The sequence below is a fragment of the Cohaesibacter sp. ES.047 genome (assembly GCF_900215505.1).
GTDB lineage: Bacteria > Pseudomonadota > Alphaproteobacteria > Rhizobiales > Cohaesibacteraceae > Cohaesibacter.
In genome coordinates this window covers 247,659-266,008 of sequence record NZ_LT907844.1, presented here as the reverse complement: position 1 = coordinate 266,008, position 18,350 = coordinate 247,659, and the positions used below count along the sequence as shown (strand labels likewise).

Sequence of the window (18,350 nt, the reverse complement as noted above, 5' to 3'; positions counted from 1 at the left end):
TGTTCGATTCTCGAACTCACACAATGCGGACGAAGTTGCCATTGAGGTTGATCTGCTGAACGGCAACTTCGGTATTCCACGACAGGCCTACGTCTGGTCTAGTTCGCGTTTTAACGTTGCACCCTGTGCTAATGCCAGTATGCCTGTCCCAATGGTCAGAACAGCCTGCGCGGCGACTGCCATTGGAGCATACTCGAATCCGAAGGCGGCAACTGCAGACCATGCAGCGACGCCGAAGTTCATTGCACTTGCGCCAAGAGCCATCAGAACGCCGCGCCTCGTTTCTGACAGGCTCGCGAGATAGGTTTGCAGACCAGGGGCACCCGTGCCGCCCAGTAATGCCCAGATACCGAGAGCGAGACAGGCGGTCAGGGTACCGAGCTGTAGACTGAACAAAGCGACGATAGATAGCATTACGCCGATCAGGCTAATCTGCATGAGCTGCCGTCCATCACTCACTTTCTTGAGCGCCCACGGCATAAGGAGATTTCCCAAGAGAGTAACAGCCCCAAAGCCAGCATAAATCAGGCCAATGCCGCTGGTTGTAATATCGGTGGTATCTCTCAACCGCTCTCCTACCAGCGCATAAATGCCAATGGCTCCGCCCAGACCAAAGCCCATGGCAACGATAGCCCCCAAGGCGCCGGGTACAAGAACCGAACCTTTCGGTGTGGGCGGCGTGAATTCACTCTTCGTTTTTCCCAGCCAACCAATGCCCAGAACCGAAAGGATGCCCGCAATAGCCAGTCCTGCAAAGGCATATTGCCAGCCTACCGTTTCAGTCATCCATGCTCCGTAGAGTGGTGCAAGAATGATGCCCCCAGTCAACCCCGCTTGGACTGCTGCAATGTTTGCCGGTGCGCGTTCCGGTCCACTATCGGCTGCCGTTGCGAAGGCCACAGGAAGCATGCCCGCCGCGCCGATGCCAGTCACGACGCGGGTAAGAAGCGCGAATTCGTAAGAAGAGGCCAAGGCGGTGCCAAGCGATCCGAGGCAGAACAGTCCGACCCCTGGCAGCAGAACATTCTGTCGTCCGAAGCGGTCCGAAAGTCCACCTAGCACTGGGGCCAGGAGCGCCAACGGGAGAGCGTAGGCACCGATAAACAGGGTAATCCTCTCTGGCACTACGCCGAGATCGGATCCGACAGGCGTCAGGATTGGTCCAAGCAAAAATTCATCGCTTCCGACGAGGAAGGCGATCAGAAATAGAACTATCGTCTGAGGGTTCATGAAGCGGGTCTCTCGCATTGTTTTGGTGTTGCGAAAGGGCACCCCGGAAACTGTCGATCCGTTCGACGGTTGTCTGTCTTCTGGACTGGAGATCAGCAATGAGACGGTCGATTTGCGTGAGCTTATGTTCCAGATTGGCAAGGCCGTCATCACAGGCCCCGGCTCCTTCATCGGTCAGGCACGGAGCCATCGCGAGAATTTCACGTGTCGAGAAACCGGTAGCAATCATGTCACGAACACGCTCAGCCCGTCTCATATCCACCGCGCTATAGCTTCGGTAACCATTTTGGTCTCGGGATGGCGACATCAGCCCCATCTGCTCATAGTGGCGCAGACTTCGAGCACTGAGTCCCAACCTGTCAGCGGCTTCCGCAATTTGCATGTGTGATACCCTTTCCAGAACAGCGCTACACCATTGACATTAGCGTCAATGTCAATAGTCATTTACCATGCTTGAGTAAAAATACAGAACGCCATTTAAATTGGGCCAGTGTCCAAACAGCTGACATTGGCCGCGGTGCTCAAAATCATCACATTGGGCTCTGACCCGATCTTCGGTGCGGTTGGCACGAACGTCAGCTCAGAGCAGATGAGTTTTCTCAATTCCCGATCACCAATTCCTTGGCCTTCTTCTGCCCTTTGTCGTTGGCGGTGTAGCTGAGGGTGACTTCCTCGATATCAAAGCCTGAGAAGATTTCGCGGATTTCAGGCACATCGTTGATGGAGAACAGAAACCGCCCTTTGATCCCTGCCAATTGCTCGGCCAGTGTCTCGAAGTCTTCCGGACCGAAAATGCCCTTGCCGTAATAGTCCTCGCAGTTCCAATAAGGCGGATCGAGATAGAAGAGTGTCTCGGGCCGGTCGTAGCGTTTGATGCAGTCGGCATAGGGCAAGCATTCGATGGTGACGCCGCTGAGGCGCTCGTGAACATCTTCCAGCAGTGGGACAATCTTGGTCAGGTCAAACCGCGCTCCGCGCAGTGCGACGCCATACGTCCGGCCACCCACCTTGCCTGCAAAGGATGTGCGCTGAAGATAAAGGAACCGGGCGGCGCGTTCCAGATCGGTTAGCGTGTCCGGGTCTGTGGCCTTGAGCCGCTCGAACTCTGACCGGCTGGTGAGCTGGAATTTGAGGGTATCAAGGAACTGCGGATAGTGGCGCTGCAGGATCCGAAACAGGGTGATGACATCTTTGGAGATGTCGTTGATCACCTCGCACTTGGGGCGTTCCGAACGCCGAAAGAAGATGCCGCCCATACCAACAAAGGGTTCCACATAATTGGCGTGGTCGATCTTGTTGATGCGGCCTGCAATATGCTTGGCCAATTGGCTTTTGCCGCCAATATAGGCGGCAACAGGTTTGACGAGAGTGACAGCCTCAAACATTTTTGTTCTCACTATGTTCTTTTGATCAAGAATCACCCATAGTGCGCCTCTATCGATAGAAGCGGCGGGAGTGATGATTGTGTTTGCTGTCATCGACCGGGTCAGGACGGCAATCTTAAGCCCGGTATCTGGACAAAACGTCCAGGTCTCCCGCTCCTATCGCGGGATATGGTTCAGGCTGGCCCCTTGCTCGATCCAATATTCCACCAAAGCGGTTGGTGTAATTGCACTTGATTTTAGATCGAAGTCGAGGTCGGAGCGCCAGAAGATTTCCGCTGCATATTCCGAGCAGATATAGCCCTCTGCCGTCATGGGAAAGCCCAGCCCGGCTCCTAAGGCATCTATATAGCTGTAGGGCTTGCCCAGTTGAGAGAAAGCAAAATCCTCGACTGAAGCCGACCAATCAACCGAGAGCCTGATCCAGTCAAATGGCAGGGCGGCACAGGCGGCACGAAGGGTAACACCAATGCCTTCCCTTGCTTCAAGAATGAAGAGCCGCCCCCTGAACCACCAGGCAACGCCCACATGAGTGTGGAAACCGCCCGTTACATGGCGAATAAGCCAGGAAACCGGCCCCTTGCCCCGAAAGGCAATAAGGTCACCGCTCCGGATCTGGCAACGGGCGTCCGGGTAGACCATCACACACCACGCCCTATTCAAGCACCATGGCTTCTCGCCACATGACTGCGAATTGGTCCTCGGTAAGATCAAGAGCTGCCTTCATATGCCCGATAAGATCATGATCCGGCTTGTAGATCGATGCGTTCCGCCAAGCATTCAGAGCTTTCTTGCGCTCTTTGCCATCTGCGATGGCCTCAAGAGCAGGCTCGACCGTCTCATCCAATTCATGGTTGATCAGCACATCAATCAACTGCTTACGGGTGATAGGAGCGAGCCGTACCGGACCCGGTGCAGGGTTACGCAAAGACCCATCTTCATTGACGATCTGACCTGGCACGCCATCCATCTCGAGTAGGTTCTCTTTCGAAAAGCCTTCAGTGCCTTTTAGGATTTCTACCAAATCCTTAATCGTCTTATGCTTCCAAACATGTTGGATCACGCGGTCGTCGTTGATCAGAACAACCATTTTTATCGCCTCCAGAAATCGATTTGAGAATAAAGCTCAGTTTGCCCCAACACCATGGAAACCCCGAAGCCAACAGAGGTTTCCGCTCTACGCATCTCAATACGATAGGTTTTTCCTGCCGTAAGCTTCGCGGAGAGAAAGGTGTGCGAGGTGCAATAATAGGTCGGGTTGGAATGCCCGCCTGATCCAACGGCAACAACCGCATTATCTGTTACACAAAAAACCCGCGAGGAGGTCTGAGCGGTATCGTTGATAGAAGCCCATCCACTCATATACAGGTCGGCTGCTGGCGTGAAGCTGTTGTTGGCCAGTGAGATCAATCCAAATGGATCATCTTCCGTGTTGTAGGGCCTCACTTGCCAAGAGCCAGCGTAAAGCCAGCCTCCGTCAACTCCATTGGCCATCTCGTGCGTAATCGAAGCGGCAGGTCCCCCGCCTAATTGGCTCGGCAACCGGCCATCGATCAAACCATTTGCCAAATCGAAAATGCCATTGATGCCGCTGATTTCGCTGATCTGGTGACCATGGCTTTTGGCGGCATATAGAAGATCATGAGCGTGATTGATCGACGCATAGGCACCGTCGTGGTTATGGGCTGCTAGCGCATAAACCCCGGCATGGTTATGATTGATTGCTGCTTTGCCTTCCAACGCAAGATCAATTGCCTCAGACAAGGACGTTAAATCCTCAGGCCTGGCAAAGGCGAGTTGTGACAATACGGCTGCCAAACGTTTTGGATCCACCAGCTTCTTTTCAATCGCTGCGTCTACCACTTCTTCTTCGTTGGCCCACGGATAGGAGGATATAACCCAGTTTTGGGAGGCGTAGCTGTCAAGAGGGTTGACCACCAACTGAATGCTATCGGTATTGGTGACCTGCAGGACGATCTGGATCGTGAGCGTCGAGGCGGTGCCATCCGTAAGGATGGACTTGTAGGTTGGCGGATGTTTGGCGATGGCGAACATTGCCCCATTGGCGTCAAACAGGCCTGCCTCGCGGATCCACCACCCACCCACGTCAGGCGGGAGAATTGCCTCGACAATCAGCCAAGCCGGGTTCTGAACGTCTGGCGTGATAGACGTGATATTGAGCCGATGTGTCTCGTGCACCAGATTGGTTTCCGTTCCGTCCGGATCATAGCTAGAACCATCGGCGTCTCCCACAGCAAGATGGGTCAGAGAGACCGAAGCGCCACCGGTAATGGCCGCGCTGAGGGCATTGGAGCCGATATTAGTGAGGCGGGTATAGTAAGTTGCGGCAGTCATCATTCAGCTCCGTTAAAGCACCATGGCTTCACGCCACATGGTCTGAAATTCTTCGTCGGTGAGATTGAGGGTGGTCTTCATTTGCAATATCAGCGCATGGTCTGGCTCATGCTATAGCTGCGGGTTTCAGTAATTCCCGGACAGTCGTTTCATTAAATACCGGACAGCGATTTCACAAAAACCCGGACAGTTTTCAAGGCATAATTTTGGTTGATCCTTACCTGCCTAATTGGGGCACTCTTTTGGTCGAAGAACAGATCAGGAGGGAGCATGCCCCGACGCAAGCAAGTGAGGCGCACGACTGTGCAAGATATACGAGAGATATTACGGCTGACGCATGATCCGGGGCTTTCTACACGAGAGGTCTCTGCGCGAATGAAGCTGAGCAAGACAACCGTTGCCACCTACCTTCACCGAGCCCGTGACGCTGGCTTGAACAGCTGGCCAATACCAGCCGATCGCGATGATGACGAGCAATTGCGGGCAGCCCTGTTTCAGAATGTAGGTCGACCACCGCGTGACGATGCAGAACCTGATTGGCGCCATATTGCGACGGAATTGAAGCGCAAGGGTGTGACCCTGACCTTGCTCTGGGAGGAATATAGGGCGGTCCATCCCGAAGGTTACGGCTATACTTGGTTCTGCACTCGTTTCAGGGAATTCGAGTGCCGGGCCAATCCCCGTTTTCGCAACCGGCATGAAGCGGGTGCGGCCATTCAGACCGATTATGCCGGCCACACTATTCCGGTTTTTGATCCTGCGACCGGAGAGGCATATCAGGCCCAGATTTTCGTCGCAGTCCTCGGAGCCTCGAACTACACATTTGCCTGGGCCTCTCGAAGCCAGAAGCTGCCGGACTGGATTGATGCGCAAGTTCGGTCACTGAAGTTTTTCGGCGGCGTTACCAAGGCCATCATTTGCGACAATCTCAAGGCCGCCGTGGCCACACCATTGTGGTTCGAGCCATCGCTAACTGCCACCTTTGAAGCCATGGCAACCCATTACGACACGACCATTTTGCCGACACGACCACGTAAGCCGCGCGACAAGGCAAAGGTGGAAGGAGCGGTTCTGATTGTCGAACGTTGGATCCTGGCCCGGCTGCGCAATCAGCAATTCTTCTCGATTGAAGCGTTGAACAATACCATCGCGGAATTGCTGGTGGTGCTCAACAACAAGCAAATGCGGCGGATCGGAAGATCCCGCAAGGAACTGTTTGAAGAGATTGAACGGCCTGCCCTGCGTCTGTTGCCCGACACTCCATTTGAATATGCCGAATGGAAACGGGCCAAGGTGCATCTCGACTATCATGTCGAGATTTTACGAGGTTTCTATTCCGTCCCTCACAAGCTAATCGGACGGCAGGTTGATGTCCGGCTAACCCATCGTGTTGTCGAGATATTTTGCAATCATGAGCGGGTTGCAGTTCATCAGCGCAGGCGGGATCGGGGTGGCCATTCCACGATTACACAGCATATGCCCAAGGCCCACCAGCGTCACGCAGGCATGACGCCTCAAACCCTCGTCGCTCAGGCTGCCCGCATTGGATATCACACCGCCCTGTTGGTGGAACGCCTGATGCGAGATCGGCCACACCCCGAGCAGGGTTTCCGCTCGGCACTGGGGGGGGTGAGCCTACAACGCCGGTTCGGAACAGACAGACTGGAAGCAGCCTGTCAAAGGGCTCTGACATGCGAGACGGTCAGATACAAATCCGTTCAATCCATCCTGGTATCCGGTCTCGACAAGGCACCCGCGCACCAGGAACCCGCCCCTCCAGCACCGAGCCACGACAATATCCGAGGCGCAACCTACTACCAGTAATCAACAAACATCAAAACAGGAGAGAAAGAATGCTGACACACCCGACATTGAACCAAATGGCCGCACTCGGCATGACCGGAATGGCACAAGCTTGGAAGAGCCTGAATGAACAAGATCCTGGGCAATCCCTAGATCGGAATGAATGGCTTGGCCTTATGCTCGACCAGGAAGTAGCATCCCGAGCCGACAAGCGTTTTGCCAACAGGCTGCGCAATGCAAAAATGCGCTTTCCTGATGCATGCATCGAAGACATCAGCTTCGCTGCCAATCGTGGCCTTGATCAGAGCAAAATCCTTTCTCTCGCTCAAGGAGACTGGATTAAGGCTCATGAACAAATCATTCTCACAGGGCAAACCGGAACCGGCAAAACATGGCTCGCCTGCGCCTTCGGACGCCAATCCGCCAGGCTCGACTATTCCGTCTTTTATGTCAGAATGCCCCGCCTGTTTGAGGACATGGCCATGGCCCGTCTCGATGGGCGCTTTCCAAGGCTGGTCGACAAACTTGCTCGCGTCCAGTTGCTCATCCTGGATGACTGGAGAACCCATTCGCTCACAGACCAGCAGCGCCTCGATCTGCTCGAGCTCTTCGAGGAAAGATACCAACGCAAATCAACCATCATCACGGCTCAACTTCCCGTTTCGGCATGGCACGAGATGATCGGCGAGCCGACAATTGCCGATGCCATCCTTGATCAAATTATTCACAATGCGCACCGAATAGAGCTCAAAGGGGAAAGTATGAGGCGATCAGAAGAAAATCAGAACTTGACCCAACAAACAGAACAGAAAACCATCAATCCACAAACCTGAACCAGGTAAAGGATCAGCCATTACTCAGCTGTTCGCGAATTACTGAAATCGCTGTCCGGGTTTTCGTGAAATCGTTGTCCGGTATTTCTGAAATCCGCAGTCAAAGCGCCTTCGGGGCCCCGGACACGATCCACATTGCCCAGTTTGGACAGAGCCGTGCGAACCTGCTTGTATGATGGGGCAAGGCTTTTGTCTTCGAGCGTCTCGATATAGTCACCCAACGCCTGAGCAATGGAAGGTTTGGATGGTCGGGCATAGAATTTGAGGAAGCCCCCGAACCATTCAACCTCGGCAAGCGACTTGGTCTTCTTTTTGATCTGGGGAGCCAGAGCCGTCACCCCGCCTTCGTCACGAGCTGAGAACCAGCCATAGACAGAGCGAAGCGACAGGCTGTTCCGGCGCTCTGCAGCAAGTTCTGCAGCTTCACTCAGGGCTGCATAATCTGTTTTGTCTTTGGAGTGTTCGTCGCTGGTTGGCAAACCAGCCCGATAGAGATTGAGATCTTCAAGAAACTGCAGGATGGCTTTCCGACGAGACAGATCGCTGATGATAGAGCGGCGCTTGATTTCGACGAGAAGAGCTGCCCGTGCTTCCATCATCACACGTTGACGGGCGTTAAATGCTTGCTGGTTCTGAACCGCAATAGCCCTCTTACTTTGCACAAGGGAGTTGTCCGCCTGGTGTCGCTCAAGAGCAAAGCGTTTCTGCAATTCCGACCGAGCGCCCTCTGGCAACAAGTCGATGTGATATTCCCAACCGCCGCCACGCCCTGAGCGCTTGCGAGCCAAGGAGGTGGATTGCCAATCGTGACGTTTGGAAAGGCGAATGAGCGAGCTTTCAGTTATAGGTAGATCTGGCAGTCGCAACTCTGCCAATTCTCGAGCGGTAAACCATTCACGGAAAGCACAGCTTTCAAAGATGGAAACATCAGCAGTCATTTGCTCAGCCTCCATTCCTTGTCGCGATTGGCGATGAACTGTTCCAGAGCTTCCTTTTTCTCAAGAGCCAGCTCGCGCTCGATGAGGGGTTGATACTTCTGGTCGACGACAATCATGTGGTATCGGTGAGTAGTTCGTTGAGCATTTCGGCGCTGCCAAGAATTCGGGCGAGGGCAAAAAAGCGATAGGTCGTGATGTTGTTGTTCTCGCGGGCTTCCGAGGTCCATGCATCAATGCTGTCCCGGCTGATTTCCTCGCCCAGGAATGCCGAAAGCTGAGCAGCAATGTCCTCGCGGCTTCTTCCATCCTCTTTGAGAGCTTCGGCCAGAACACGACAGACCTTCCGAGCGAGAGACGAAGCCCGCACGCGCGTTTCCTCAAAGCGGGGAGCCACCTTGGGTGGTTCCCAACTCAAAAGATCACCAGTCATCTTGTCGCCCTGAGCTTTTGCCATGTGGAAGATGGACCTTTAACGTTTCGATTTAGGAGGTTTGCTTTGGGCTTGGACGGCTTCGATGGACTTCAGTTGTCCAACCAAGTCCCCCAGTTCATGAGCACCGGTGATCTCGAGGTCGATCCTCAATGCCCCTTTGCCCGATAGGGCCCAATTCTTGAGGCGAACACCATCGCGTGTACTCCAAAAAAGGGAATGGAATTCCCGCATGACTTCAGAGGTCATTCACTCAATCATCCAGACGATGACCCAGCCGCTGGCGATCCAGCAGAACAAGGCAAGAGAGGCTTGAAAGCAAACAAGGGAAATCAATCCTGCCAGATCTCGTAGGCCGTTCTGATCAGGCCAATAATCAAAGCAGTGATAGAAGCGCGACAGGGCTGCGACCCACTTGTCAGCATCAAACAGTCGCTCTGACACCACCCGGTTCATGCTGCACACTCATTGTCAGCGCCAGTTGCAAACTTCTGACTGGTACAAGGGCCATATCGTCTGCTATCGTAAATTCGATGAGACGTTGCAGACTTGGGGTAACGGTCAGGCCAAAGCTCTTCAGCAGGTACGCCGATGGCTTCAGAAATGGCTTTCTCGCCGGTGGAGTTGGGGCGATCTAGCGCCACGCTAATATTGGTGCGATGACATCCGTGCCGAGCGGCAAGCTCGGTGAAGGTCATGCCCTGGCGGTGAAGCTCGGCTTTGATTGCATACTTGTCCCACTTACGCTTCGGCATAATGTCTCCTCATGAAAAGCGGGCTGCTGTAACAGGCCGCTTTTTTCTGAACCTTGCAGTTAGCCTTTGTGGCTGCCTGCTGTGATTAACGAATGAAGACAGAGCGATTGATAAATCGCCCATCATTATGCGATAAATAGTTCGTCAGAGTTATTTTGACGCTCGATTGTGGCGAAATATAAAATCCTGTTTTAATTAAGGGTGTTATAGGAACTCTGACCCGACATTGGGAACTCTGGCTTAAAGGTCAGAGTTAGTAAAATGAACTCTGACGGGCTGGTTGAGCGCATAAAACAGAGTTAATGGGATGAACTGCCTTTCCGCCAAATTCAAGCTATATTAGCTGAGATTGAGGGATAGGAGGATCATCATGATGAATATCGCGATCTTGGGCATAGATCTAGGCAAAACTGTATGCAGCCTCGCCGGTTTGGACAAGGATGGGGCCGTCATTTTCCGCAGACGCATTAAGCGTTTTAAATTGCTAGATTTTCTTGATGAGCTTTCCCCTTGTATTGTGGCTATGGAAGCATGCGGAGGAGCCCATCACATTGGCCGATTTTGCCTGACCAAAGGTCACGAACCTCGGCTAATGTCGCCGTTATATGTGCGTCCCTATGTGAAGGTACACAAGAATGACGACCGTGACGCAGAAGCGATCGCCGAAGCAGCAACACGCTCCACGATGACTTTCGTTGCAATCAAATCTGAAGAACAGTTGGATCTTCAGGCTATCCATCGTCATCGTGAAAGGTTGGTTCAAAGCCGAACGCGTCTCATCAATCAAGCTCGCGGCCTCCTTATGGAAAGAGGGATTAGCATCGGAACTGGACGGCATGTCTTCCAGAAGGCCCTGAAAATGCTGACTAGCAAGGCCGAATTAGATTTATCGCCTCGTATGATTGTCATGTTTGAGAGTATGGCTTCGGAGCTGGCCGCATTGAATAAACAGATTAGTGGTCTAGATCAAGAAATCCGATCAACAGCTCAGCATGACAATGATATGCGTCGCCTTATGGAAATACCTGGTGTTGGACCAGCAATAGCGAGTGCTCTAGTCGCAGCAGTGGGCGCAGCAGAGAATTTTGGCAAAGCCCGCGATATGGCCGCATGGCTTGGGCTGGTTCCTCGACAAGTATCAACAGGAGGAAAAGCCAAGCTGATAGGAATATCGAAGCATGGAAACAGCTACCTCCGAAAACTCTTCATTCATGGTGCACGCACAGTTCTTCACTTGGTGCAGGATCGGAACACCCCAATCACTCAGTGGGTTGATCGGTTAAAAGAGCGAGCTCATGTTAATGTTGTAGCCGTTGCCATGGCGAACAAGATGGCCCGAATTGCATGGGTTATCCTTACCAGGGGTGAAAGATACAACGCCAGTAGATTGATCGAAGTATAGGCTAGAATAAACACTTCTGGCAAAGCCGAAATCTGCGAGCGAAATAGAGATGGACCAACGACCAATCGGCGTTTTTTAAGCCTGACCGGGACCATGGCCAAAAGGCCGAAGAGGTAATGAGGCAAAGAATGCGCGACTTCCCATCTTGGTTAGGAGCAAAAAAACGCTCCGTGGTAAGACCGAATACATAGAAGCAGGGTCAACGGAACATCAAAAAGGGCTTGCAGAGGAGAGGCAGTTCATACATGGTCCTGGATTTTGGACCATATGTTAAGGTGGATCGTCTGAAAAGAAAGACGATCCGAAATGACGAAGAGAAAACGCTATTCTGCGGATTTTAAAGCCAAGGTTGCGCTTGAAGCGATCCGGGAAGAATTGACGCTTTCCGAGCTGTCGAAGAAGTATGACGTGCACCCGAATATGATCAGCACCTGGAAGTGGGCCGCGATCGAGAATATGGCGACAGCTTTTTCGAAGGGCAAGGAAACAGAGAGCCAGGCCAGTGCCGAGGAAATCGTGAAGCTTCACGCCAAGATTGGCCAGTTGGTCGTGGAGCGGGATTTTTTATCACAAGCCTCTGTTCTACTGGGCGTGAATGGAGGCAAAAAGCGGTGATGCGGGATCATTCCAAGCTCAGTATCCGTCGCCAATGCAAGCTTTTGTCTCTGTCGCGCTCGGGTCTATATTATCAGCCGGTCGGCGAAAGTGCTGAGAATCTGCGGTTCATGGAAATCATTGATAAGCAGTTTCTGGAAACGCCTTGGTATGGTTCCCGGCAAATGGCCCGCTACATGAAACGACAGGGCTATAAATGCGGGCGTCATCGTGTTCGCCGTCTGATGCGATTGATGCGGCTGGTTCCAATCTACCGGGAACCCAATACCAGCAAGAAGCATCCGGCGCACAAGATCTGGCCATATCTGCTGAAGGATGTGTCGATTGATCGGCCCAACCAAGTCTGGTGTGTCGACATCACCTATATCCCGATGCGTCGCGGCTTTCTATATCTGGTGGCAATCATGGACTGGTATAGCCGGAAGGTCTTGTCCTGGCGGCTTTCCAACAGCATGGAAGCCAGTTTCTGTGTCGATGCTTTGAAAGAGGCCTTGGTCAAATACGGACCGCCGGAAATCATGAATAGCGATCAGGGATCCCAACTTACCAGTTCCGACTGGATCCAGACCCTGACCGATGCTGAGGTGAAAATCTCCATGCCTCTCGGTGATGCTTCGCATCAACTGCCGGTAATAGACGGTCGAGGGCGCTGGGTTGATAACCGTATGATTGAACGGCTCTGGCGATCCATCAAATACGAATGCATTTATCTCAATGCTTTCGAGACAGGATCAGAGGCGAGGATTGGTATCGCGAAATGGATTACCTATTACAATGTCGAGCGACCTCATTCCAGCCATGGCATCTTGACCCCGAACGAGGCATATGACACCACACCAACCATCGAGAAAATCGCAGCCTGATGTGAAAACTGATCCACCTTATTGGGGCTGCAGAATGGTCCAAAATCCAGGACCACCTCTCCCCACACTTATAAGGTACTATCCAACTCTATCGCTTCAAAAAGAATTCGATCACTTATGTCCGAGCGGCCAGCGCTATCTTTTTCCAATGCGTCTATCAGCAGTTGACGCGGCGGCAAGTAACCTGGCGCATGCTGTAAATAGGTCAATAGCGGGCATCTCAGAATTGAAATTCCATGATAAAGGCAGGTCATTGCAAGGTTTCTATGTGGCATGAAGTCTTCTGGAAACGTGCTGCCAATCGCCTCGGATGCAAGTGTGTCTTGATATGAGTTTGCATATATGTTCATGACTTCCGGCACAGCTATGGCCATTTGATCACCCATACAGATATCAATATGCGGAAACATATAGTATGTATAATCAGCATATAATTTGCGCTCCTTTCTTGATGTAAGAAAGGCATTGTTCCAGTCGAAACTAAATTCCTGCCGCATCCTTGGGGACAAGACGATGTCCGGCCTGAAGCGAATGACCAGATCAAACTCTTCGCCGCTGTCTTGCGCCAGCCGGTTTGCCATCATGATCTTGTAGTGCATCTTACGGCTGTTGGTAAAACCTGCGAACTGCGGCAGATTGGCGTCCTCGACAACAACGTGATCAGTACCATAAAACCCCTTCAATGAAGCCTCATCGACTTGTGTCATATTGGCGTCAAACAGGCGAAAAAATCTCGGATAACGGTGTAACATATGAGCGCTACCCATTTCATTCCAAACACTCCGCCACGCAGGCCCAAATTCACCCGTGAAAAGTCGGACGTCTTTTGGTGGTAATGGTTCGATGCTTCCCGCATCAAGCCAAGTGTGAACAAAAATCCTTACATCATGCCCCTGCAGTCCCATCAAATTAAAGCTTGGCCAAGCTTGTCTGTAACCCCGCATTTGCCCGGAGAGGCATAGGGCTATCCTTAGCTTCGAGTTTGTGTGAATTGCCGGAACAGCCAATCCCTCCACTTGAGCAAAAGAGGCAATATATTCGAGGTCTTTTTTCAGACTTCCGCCGAGCTGTTTTGCCTCGAGCAGCTTAATTCTCTCATTTGCTAAAGCCATAGAGCTCTCACCGCAAATTGCAGCGAGAATAAACACTCGGTAGGCTTCGTTTGCGCTTGAAGCGCTCCGCCAAAGCTCAGGAAGCAGTTCCGCCGTCAACTCGATATTCTCTCTGCGACGGCGTATATCGGTCTTTTTGACCTGCTCCCAAAGAACGTAAGGCAAATGAGCATAGGCATCAAAATCCATTAAGTATCGTTTGAGTAGGTTACACTTCTCGTTAACACTGACCCAGTCGTAAGTTAGGGCCCAACAAGCCAAATTCCGGCCTGCAGAATACTCAATATTTTTTGCATTACAAAAGTCGACGATGAACTCATTGAGCAAATCAAAGCTAGACGGGTTGAATTCGCGTTGCTCAAATAAAATACGCCCGAGGGTGGATACATGTCTTGGCGGCAAATCGTCCGATTGTAGTAACAGTCGTTCCAACATTCGTCCGCCAACATCTGAATTTGCGGCTTGCTTGTCTTTGTAGAGACCTAGCCAAAGTTGTCCAGTTATGTCGAAGAAATATGGCGGCATCGAAGGTAGATTTTCATCAATCTCGCACCATTTGATGCATGCGGCGCCAATATCGCCCAACTCAGACAGTGTTCGCAACAAGCGCATCTGTATCTCAGAATTTGTTTTGATGCCGTCTGGCATCCGCTTCAAAACATCTTTCACATTTTGAAATTTCTTCAGCGCGTGCAGACCTTCCAAAATGCCGATGTAAGCACTGAGATTGTCCGGATCGACAGAAATGCACCGATTAAATTTATCAAGTGCCTCTTCTTGGAGGTTCTGCCCCAGAGCCTCCCACCCTGAAAACAAGAGCTCAGTTTGACCGTCCGCCAGACCAGTCGAGTCGTGCCTTGAAGTCAATTTTCTAAATGCCACTTCAGCCCTTCCGGCAAACATTCTAAACCTTCTTAGCATTGGCAATACTACTCCCTTACTTTCGAACAAAGCGAAAATCGACCGACCCAAACCCCATCTAAATATTGTATTGTCTTTGAAAGATGTTAATAGTACGTCCGGCATTTGGCTGTCAAATAAATAGGGGGAAGGTGGAGCTTATGTCGAGTCTGGTGTTTGAAGATTTTTCAAGCAGCGGCTTTTTGTTGGGTTGATGCCATTGACGCCCTCAGTGGCGCCGGCGAGGTGAGCGAAGCTGCGAAGCTTGTGAGGTGGTCTTAGGCTGTAAATTCATAAAAGTTGTTTGTTTTTTGTTGTGTTTGTGATTCAAGGACTCTAGGTGTTTGATCCCATGCTTTGATGGTGCACCTTGCTCATTTGAATGGAGGGAAGCACTAAGGGCCAAGTTCTACACGGCAGCGCCACGACGACAGAGGCAGTCCGTCGAGCAATACAAAATAGTCAAGAGAGCCTGAGAGTGGGGACTATGGAGAATTTTGTGCCCTGGCGTGGTAACTCTAATATGAGGAGACCCACGTATGAGCATCGACAAAGCCCTTTTGGATCATCTGATGGAAGGCCGCAAAGCGGGCGATCTGTTCGGAGAGGACGGGATTCTGCAAGAACTGACCAAGGCGCTGGCCGAACGAGCCCTGAGCGCCGAACTGGACGAGCATCTGACCGAAGAACGCGCCGATGCGCCGCCTGAAGGCGCGAACCAGGCGCCAAATCGTCGCAATGGCCGCAGCCAGAAGACGGTGACCACCGACAGCGGGAAGGTCATTCTCGACATTCCCCGTGACCGCAACGGCAGCTTTGATCCTCTGCTGATCGCCAAGTATCAGCGCCGCTTTCCCGAGTTCGACACCAAGATCATCAGCATGTACGCGCGCGGGATGACGACCCGCGAGATCCAGGGGCATATCGAGGATATCTATGGTATAGAGGCGTCCCCGAGCCTGATTTCGGCGATCACCGATGCCGTGATGGAGGAAGTGACCGCCTGGCAGAACCGCCCGCTGGAACCGTGTTATCCGATTGTGTTCATGGACGCGATCCGGGTCAAGATCCGCACCGACGGCGTGGTTCTGAACAAGGCGGTTTTTGTGGCCCTGGCTGTTCTCCCGGACGGCACCCGCGACGTTCTGGGGCTTTGGTTCCAGGCCAATGAGGGTGCCAAGTTCTGGGCTAAAGTTCTCAGCGATCTGCGCAACCGTGGCGTTCAGGACATTCTCATCGCCGTCGTGGACGGTCTGAAGGGCTTCCCCCAGGCCATCGAGGCAGCCTTTCCTCAGACCCAGGTCTAGACCTGTATCGTGCATCTGCTGCGCCATTCCATGAGCTTTGCCAGCTACAAGGATCGCAAGGCCGTCGCAGCGGCTCTTAAGGCTGTCTACACCGCTGTGGACGCAGCAGCCGCGGAGACTGCGCTGGCGGAGTTCGAAAACAGCGACCTTGCCGCCAAATACCCGGCAATCGCGCCGAGTTGGCGCCGGACTTGGAACGAGGTGATCCCGTTCCTTGACTATCCGCCCCAAGTGCGCAGGCTGATCTACACCACGAACGCCATTGAAGCACTGAACTCGAAAATCCGCCGGGCCGTTCGCTCCCGCGGGCATTTCCCCAGTGACGAGGCAGCTGCGAAATTGATTTATCTCGCCCTGAATGCTACTTCTGTGGAATGGAAACGCTCCGTGCGCGAATGGCACTCAATGAAAAGCCAATTCGCCATAATGTTCGAAGATCGTTTCCCAATGGCGTAATTAATGCGCCAGGGCACAAAATTCTGCATAGCCACAATACAAGGGGAAAGCTCATCAAGAAAATCTAGCAATTTAAAACGCTTAATGCGTCTGCGGAAAATGACGGCCCCATCCTTGTCCAAACCGGCGAGGCTGCATACAGTTTTGCCTAGATCTATGCCCAAGATCGCGATATTCATCATGATGATCCTCCTATCCCTCAATCTCAGCTAATATAGCTTGAATTTGGCGGAAAGGCAGTTCATCCCATTACCTCTGCTCCTCAAGACGCTTGTAGGCGAGCACAAGCTCCGTACCATCCCAATAGAGAAGCTTCAGCCGATCTGCCCGGCGGGAGCGAAAGACAAACACTGTGCCAGTGAAGGGTTCCTTGTTCAGCGCGTTCCTGACCAGCGCAGCGAGGCCATCATGGCCCTTTCGGAAGTCCACCGGTTTGCTGGCCACCAGGATCTTCACCCGGTTCGAAGGAAAAATCATGACGAACGTGCAAGAGATCGCGCCACAGCGACTATCCTGCCTGCGCTTGCTCCTGCTTCGAGCCGAACGATCACAGAGCCACATTCGATCTCCGGACGGTCATGGCTCGTAACCGGCCCGCCACTCTCTGGTTCCAAATCGCTGCCGGGTTCTTCCACAATCAGGCTGGCAAACTCGATTGCGCCCTCAGGCTCCGGCAACACAAGCTTGCCAAGACGGGTTTGCGTGCGCCATGCGGAAAGGTGATTTGGCCGAACCCCATGCAGCGCGGCAACATCACGAACACGAGCACCCGGCTGTAGGCTTTCCGATACGATCTGCGCCTTCTCTTCATCCGTCCACTTGCGTGGCCTCCCGCGCGCACTCCGCGAAGGAGTGAGAAACTCCGCCGTACTCTCCATGGAGATACTCCATAAATATCAATATGAAGATCTCATCGCAGATCACGCCAGGGTGGATTCCATCGCGAAGTGCAACAGGTTTAAGCAAAGCAGATTTTGGCGTCTTTACCAAGGTCTTGCAGCTCCTCGTCGTCCATCGCGTCAATATCGAAGTCCCTTGGCAACCATCGCCTCAATCGACCATTCGCATTCTCTACTCCCCCCTTTTGCCAAGAGGCATAGGCATCGCAAAACCATGTCGTCATGTTGAACATGGAGCGCAGTAGGCTGTGCTGGGCGAAGGTTGTGTCATTGTCGAATGTGACTGACTTGCGCAAGGCCGGATCTAGGCGACGGAAGATAGACATCATCACCGAGACTGTTTCGGCCGCGCTCTTGCCGGTCATGCGAGCAGCCAGGGTAACCCGGGATTTTCTCTCGTGGATCACAAGCACAGGGCGGGTTCGCTTGCAGATGATCAGATCCGCTTCCCAATGCCCTGCTTCTTGGCGGTTTTCTGCCGCTTCTGGCCGATCATGAATGGATGCCCGATCCTTGATCCTGTCGCGTGAACGGCGGGCACGCATAGGCCTGCGGATGCGATGTCCACGGGTCAGAAGCTTCCACAATGCTTCACTTTTCTGGCCAGCTCGATAGATGAAGCTATAGATCGTTTCAAAGCATATAGGGCGCAAACCCTTCTCGTTACCTGCCTTCAGCCAGCCTGCAATCTGCTCCGGCATCCAGCCTTCCGACAGTCGGTCCCGAACAAACTGGCCGAGCTTCTCAACATCTTCGAGAATGGCAAGACGCTGCCAACGAAGCAAATAGCTCCCATCGGCATGGCTGGGTGAATAGCGACCTGAGGGCAGCCGATTACGGCTCAACTCGCGACTGATCGTGGATTTGCAACGACCAACAAGCTCGCCGATTGAACCGATCGAGTGACCGGAATGTCTCAAGATGGAAATCTGTTCTCTTTCATCGATAGAAAGATGGGAATAGCGATGGCATCGCAACACTCCTGACGGTCTCGACAACCACCTCGATACCATATCGAGGCGGGAGTCTTGCATTTCACAACGGAATTCGGGGAACACCAGTTCGTTGGT

The 18,350-nt window shown here is 52.6% G+C and carries 18 protein-coding genes and 1 pseudogene; 5 read left to right on the top strand and 14 right to left on the bottom strand.

The window, feature by feature from the left end; genetic code table 11:
• Nucleotides 1-87: 87 nt before the first annotated feature.
• From CPH65_RS01150 to CPH65_RS01125, 6 genes are all read right to left on the bottom strand, one after another.
• Entirely contained in the window at nucleotides 88-1,230 is a 1,143-nt protein-coding gene (locus tag CPH65_RS01150) for an MFS transporter (protein WP_157747431.1), read from the bottom strand.
• On the bottom strand, nucleotides 1,175-1,612 hold the full coding sequence (locus CPH65_RS01145) for a MerR family transcriptional regulator (RefSeq protein ID WP_096171766.1): 438 nt from the start codon (nucleotides 1,610-1,612) through the stop codon (nucleotides 1,175-1,177). The genes CPH65_RS01150 and CPH65_RS01145 overlap by 56 nt, the downstream gene beginning before the upstream one ends.
• A gap of 217 nt (nucleotides 1,613-1,829) precedes the next feature.
• Nucleotides 1,830-2,615: a DNA adenine methylase gene (locus CPH65_RS01140; RefSeq protein WP_096171765.1), complete on the bottom strand. Its 786-nt coding sequence runs from the start codon at nucleotides 2,613-2,615 to the stop codon at nucleotides 1,830-1,832.
• A gap of 156 nt (nucleotides 2,616-2,771) precedes the next feature.
• On the bottom strand, nucleotides 2,772-3,254 hold the full coding sequence (locus tag CPH65_RS01135) for a hypothetical protein (RefSeq protein WP_096171764.1): 483 nt from the start codon (nucleotides 3,252-3,254) through the stop codon (nucleotides 2,772-2,774).
• A 13-nt stretch (nucleotides 3,255-3,267) separates the two neighbouring features.
• Nucleotides 3,268-3,702 (bottom strand): hypothetical protein, encoded by a 435-nt coding sequence (locus CPH65_RS01130; RefSeq protein WP_096171763.1) that lies wholly within the window; start codon nucleotides 3,700-3,702, stop codon nucleotides 3,268-3,270.
• A gap of 2 nt (nucleotides 3,703-3,704) precedes the next feature.
• On the bottom strand, nucleotides 3,705-4,967 hold the full coding sequence (locus CPH65_RS01125) for a phage tail protein (RefSeq protein ID WP_157747430.1): 1,263 nt from the start codon (nucleotides 4,965-4,967) through the stop codon (nucleotides 3,705-3,707).
• Between the two features lie 270 nt (nucleotides 4,968-5,237).
• On the opposite strand from CPH65_RS01125, the gene istA reads away from it, so the two are divergent.
• Nucleotides 5,238-6,791: an IS21 family transposase gene (gene istA, locus CPH65_RS01120; RefSeq protein WP_096171585.1), complete on the top strand. Its 1,554-nt coding sequence runs from the start codon at nucleotides 5,238-5,240 to the stop codon at nucleotides 6,789-6,791.
• Between the two features lie 29 nt (nucleotides 6,792-6,820).
• Nucleotides 6,821-7,603, top strand: a complete 783-nt coding sequence (gene istB / locus CPH65_RS01115) for an IS21-like element helper ATPase IstB (RefSeq protein WP_096171761.1) — start codon at nucleotides 6,821-6,823, stop codon at nucleotides 7,601-7,603.
• 20 nt (nucleotides 7,604-7,623) lie between these two features.
• On the opposite strand, the gene CPH65_RS01110 is transcribed toward istB, so the two are convergent.
• The 4 genes from CPH65_RS01110 to CPH65_RS01090 form a co-directional block, all read right to left on the bottom strand.
• Nucleotides 7,624-8,541: a DNA-binding protein gene (locus CPH65_RS01110; RefSeq protein WP_157747429.1), complete on the bottom strand. Its 918-nt coding sequence runs from the start codon at nucleotides 8,539-8,541 to the stop codon at nucleotides 7,624-7,626.
• Between the two features lie 112 nt (nucleotides 8,542-8,653).
• Nucleotides 8,654-8,995 (bottom strand): hypothetical protein, encoded by a 342-nt coding sequence (locus CPH65_RS01105; protein ID WP_096171759.1) that lies wholly within the window; start codon nucleotides 8,993-8,995, stop codon nucleotides 8,654-8,656.
• Between the two features lie 225 nt (nucleotides 8,996-9,220).
• Entirely contained in the window at nucleotides 9,221-9,427 is a 207-nt protein-coding gene (locus CPH65_RS01095; protein ID WP_096171757.1) for a hypothetical protein, read from the bottom strand.
• Nucleotides 9,424-9,726: a helix-turn-helix domain-containing protein gene (locus tag CPH65_RS01090; RefSeq protein WP_096171756.1), complete on the bottom strand. Its 303-nt coding sequence runs from the start codon at nucleotides 9,724-9,726 to the stop codon at nucleotides 9,424-9,426. The genes CPH65_RS01095 and CPH65_RS01090 overlap by 4 nt, the downstream gene beginning before the upstream one ends.
• Nucleotides 9,727-10,099: 373 nt before the next feature.
• Here CPH65_RS01090 and CPH65_RS01085 point away from each other — a divergent pair, with 373 nt between their 5' ends.
• On the top strand, nucleotides 10,100-11,128 hold the full coding sequence (locus tag CPH65_RS01085; protein WP_096176137.1) for an IS110 family transposase: 1,029 nt from the start codon (nucleotides 10,100-10,102) through the stop codon (nucleotides 11,126-11,128).
• 306 nt (nucleotides 11,129-11,434) lie between these two features.
• Nucleotides 11,435-12,606, top strand: a protein-coding gene (locus CPH65_RS01080; protein WP_371359365.1) for an IS3 family transposase whose coding sequence is annotated in 2 segments (ribosomal slippage) — nucleotides 11,435-11,726 and nucleotides 11,726-12,606 — 1,173 coding nt in all. Because the reading frame shifts where the segments join, the coding sequence is not laid out codon by codon here.
• A 68-nt stretch (nucleotides 12,607-12,674) separates the two neighbouring features.
• Here the strand turns inward: CPH65_RS01080 and CPH65_RS01075 are convergent.
• Nucleotides 12,675-14,621 carry a lipopolysaccharide assembly protein LapB gene (locus CPH65_RS01075; RefSeq protein WP_096171755.1) on the bottom strand — a complete coding sequence of 649 codons (1,947 nt, stop codon included), beginning with the start codon at nucleotides 14,619-14,621 and terminating at the stop codon, nucleotides 12,675-12,677.
• 536 nt (nucleotides 14,622-15,157) lie between these two features.
• On the opposite strand from CPH65_RS01075, the pseudogene CPH65_RS01070 reads away from it, so the two are divergent.
• Nucleotides 15,158-16,381, top strand: a pseudogene (locus CPH65_RS01070) (IS256 family transposase).
• A 249-nt stretch (nucleotides 16,382-16,630) separates the two neighbouring features.
• Here CPH65_RS01070 and tnpB read toward each other — a convergent pair.
• The 3 genes from tnpB to CPH65_RS01055 form a co-directional block, all read right to left on the bottom strand.
• Nucleotides 16,631-16,858 carry an IS66 family insertion sequence element accessory protein TnpB gene (tnpB, locus tag CPH65_RS01065; RefSeq protein ID WP_096171754.1) on the bottom strand — a complete coding sequence of 76 codons (228 nt, stop codon included), beginning with the start codon at nucleotides 16,856-16,858 and terminating at the stop codon, nucleotides 16,631-16,633.
• On the bottom strand, nucleotides 16,855-17,259 hold the full coding sequence (locus CPH65_RS01060; RefSeq protein WP_096171753.1) for a transposase: 405 nt from the start codon (nucleotides 17,257-17,259) through the stop codon (nucleotides 16,855-16,857). Before CPH65_RS01060 ends, tnpB begins: the two co-directional genes overlap by 4 nt.
• Nucleotides 17,260-17,339: 80 nt before the next feature.
• The gene (locus tag CPH65_RS01055) at nucleotides 17,340-18,293 is read right to left on the bottom strand and encodes an IS30 family transposase (RefSeq protein WP_256385215.1); all 954 of its coding nucleotides are present in this window, start codon (nucleotides 18,291-18,293) and stop codon (nucleotides 17,340-17,342) included.
• Between the last annotated feature and the right edge of the window lie 57 nt (nucleotides 18,294-18,350).

Excerpts from the sequence above, each read along its gene's own strand:
- CPH65_RS01150 (WP_157747431.1), bottom strand. The coding sequence starts at position 1,230 with ATGAACCCTCAGACGATAGTTCTATTTCTGATCGCCTTCCTCGTCGGA.
- CPH65_RS01145 (WP_096171766.1), bottom strand. The coding sequence starts at position 1,612 with ATGCAAATTGCGGAAGCCGCTGACAGGTTGGGACTCAGTGCTCGAAGT.
- CPH65_RS01140 (WP_096171765.1), bottom strand. The coding sequence starts at position 2,615 with ATGTTTGAGGCTGTCACTCTCGTCAAACCTGTTGCCGCCTATATTGGC.
- CPH65_RS01135 (WP_096171764.1), bottom strand. The coding sequence starts at position 3,254 with ATGGTCTACCCGGACGCCCGTTGCCAGATCCGGAGCGGTGACCTTATT.
- CPH65_RS01130 (WP_096171763.1), bottom strand. The coding sequence starts at position 3,702 with ATGGTTGTTCTGATCAACGACGACCGCGTGATCCAACATGTTTGGAAG.
- CPH65_RS01125 (WP_157747430.1), bottom strand. The coding sequence starts at position 4,967 with ATGACTGCCGCAACTTACTATACCCGCCTCACTAATATCGGCTCCAAT.
- istA (WP_096171585.1), top strand. The coding sequence starts at position 5,238 with ATGCCCCGACGCAAGCAAGTGAGGCGCACGACTGTGCAAGATATACGA.
- istB (WP_096171761.1), top strand. The coding sequence starts at position 6,821 with ATGCTGACACACCCGACATTGAACCAAATGGCCGCACTCGGCATGACC.
- CPH65_RS01110 (WP_157747429.1), bottom strand. The coding sequence starts at position 8,541 with ATGACTGCTGATGTTTCCATCTTTGAAAGCTGTGCTTTCCGTGAATGG.
- CPH65_RS01105 (WP_096171759.1), bottom strand. The coding sequence starts at position 8,995 with ATGGCAAAAGCTCAGGGCGACAAGATGACTGGTGATCTTTTGAGTTGG.
- CPH65_RS01095 (WP_096171757.1), bottom strand. The coding sequence starts at position 9,427 with ATGAACCGGGTGGTGTCAGAGCGACTGTTTGATGCTGACAAGTGGGTC.
- CPH65_RS01090 (WP_096171756.1), bottom strand. The coding sequence starts at position 9,726 with ATGCCGAAGCGTAAGTGGGACAAGTATGCAATCAAAGCCGAGCTTCAC.
- CPH65_RS01085 (WP_096176137.1), top strand. The coding sequence starts at position 10,100 with ATGAATATCGCGATCTTGGGCATAGATCTAGGCAAAACTGTATGCAGC.
- CPH65_RS01075 (WP_096171755.1), bottom strand. The coding sequence starts at position 14,621 with ATGTTTGCCGGAAGGGCTGAAGTGGCATTTAGAAAATTGACTTCAAGG.
- tnpB (WP_096171754.1), bottom strand. The coding sequence starts at position 16,858 with ATGATTTTTCCTTCGAACCGGGTGAAGATCCTGGTGGCCAGCAAACCG.
- CPH65_RS01060 (WP_096171753.1), bottom strand. The coding sequence starts at position 17,259 with ATGGAGAGTACGGCGGAGTTTCTCACTCCTTCGCGGAGTGCGCGCGGG.
- CPH65_RS01055 (WP_256385215.1), bottom strand. The coding sequence starts at position 18,293 with ATGGTATCGAGGTGGTTGTCGAGACCGTCAGGAGTGTTGCGATGCCAT.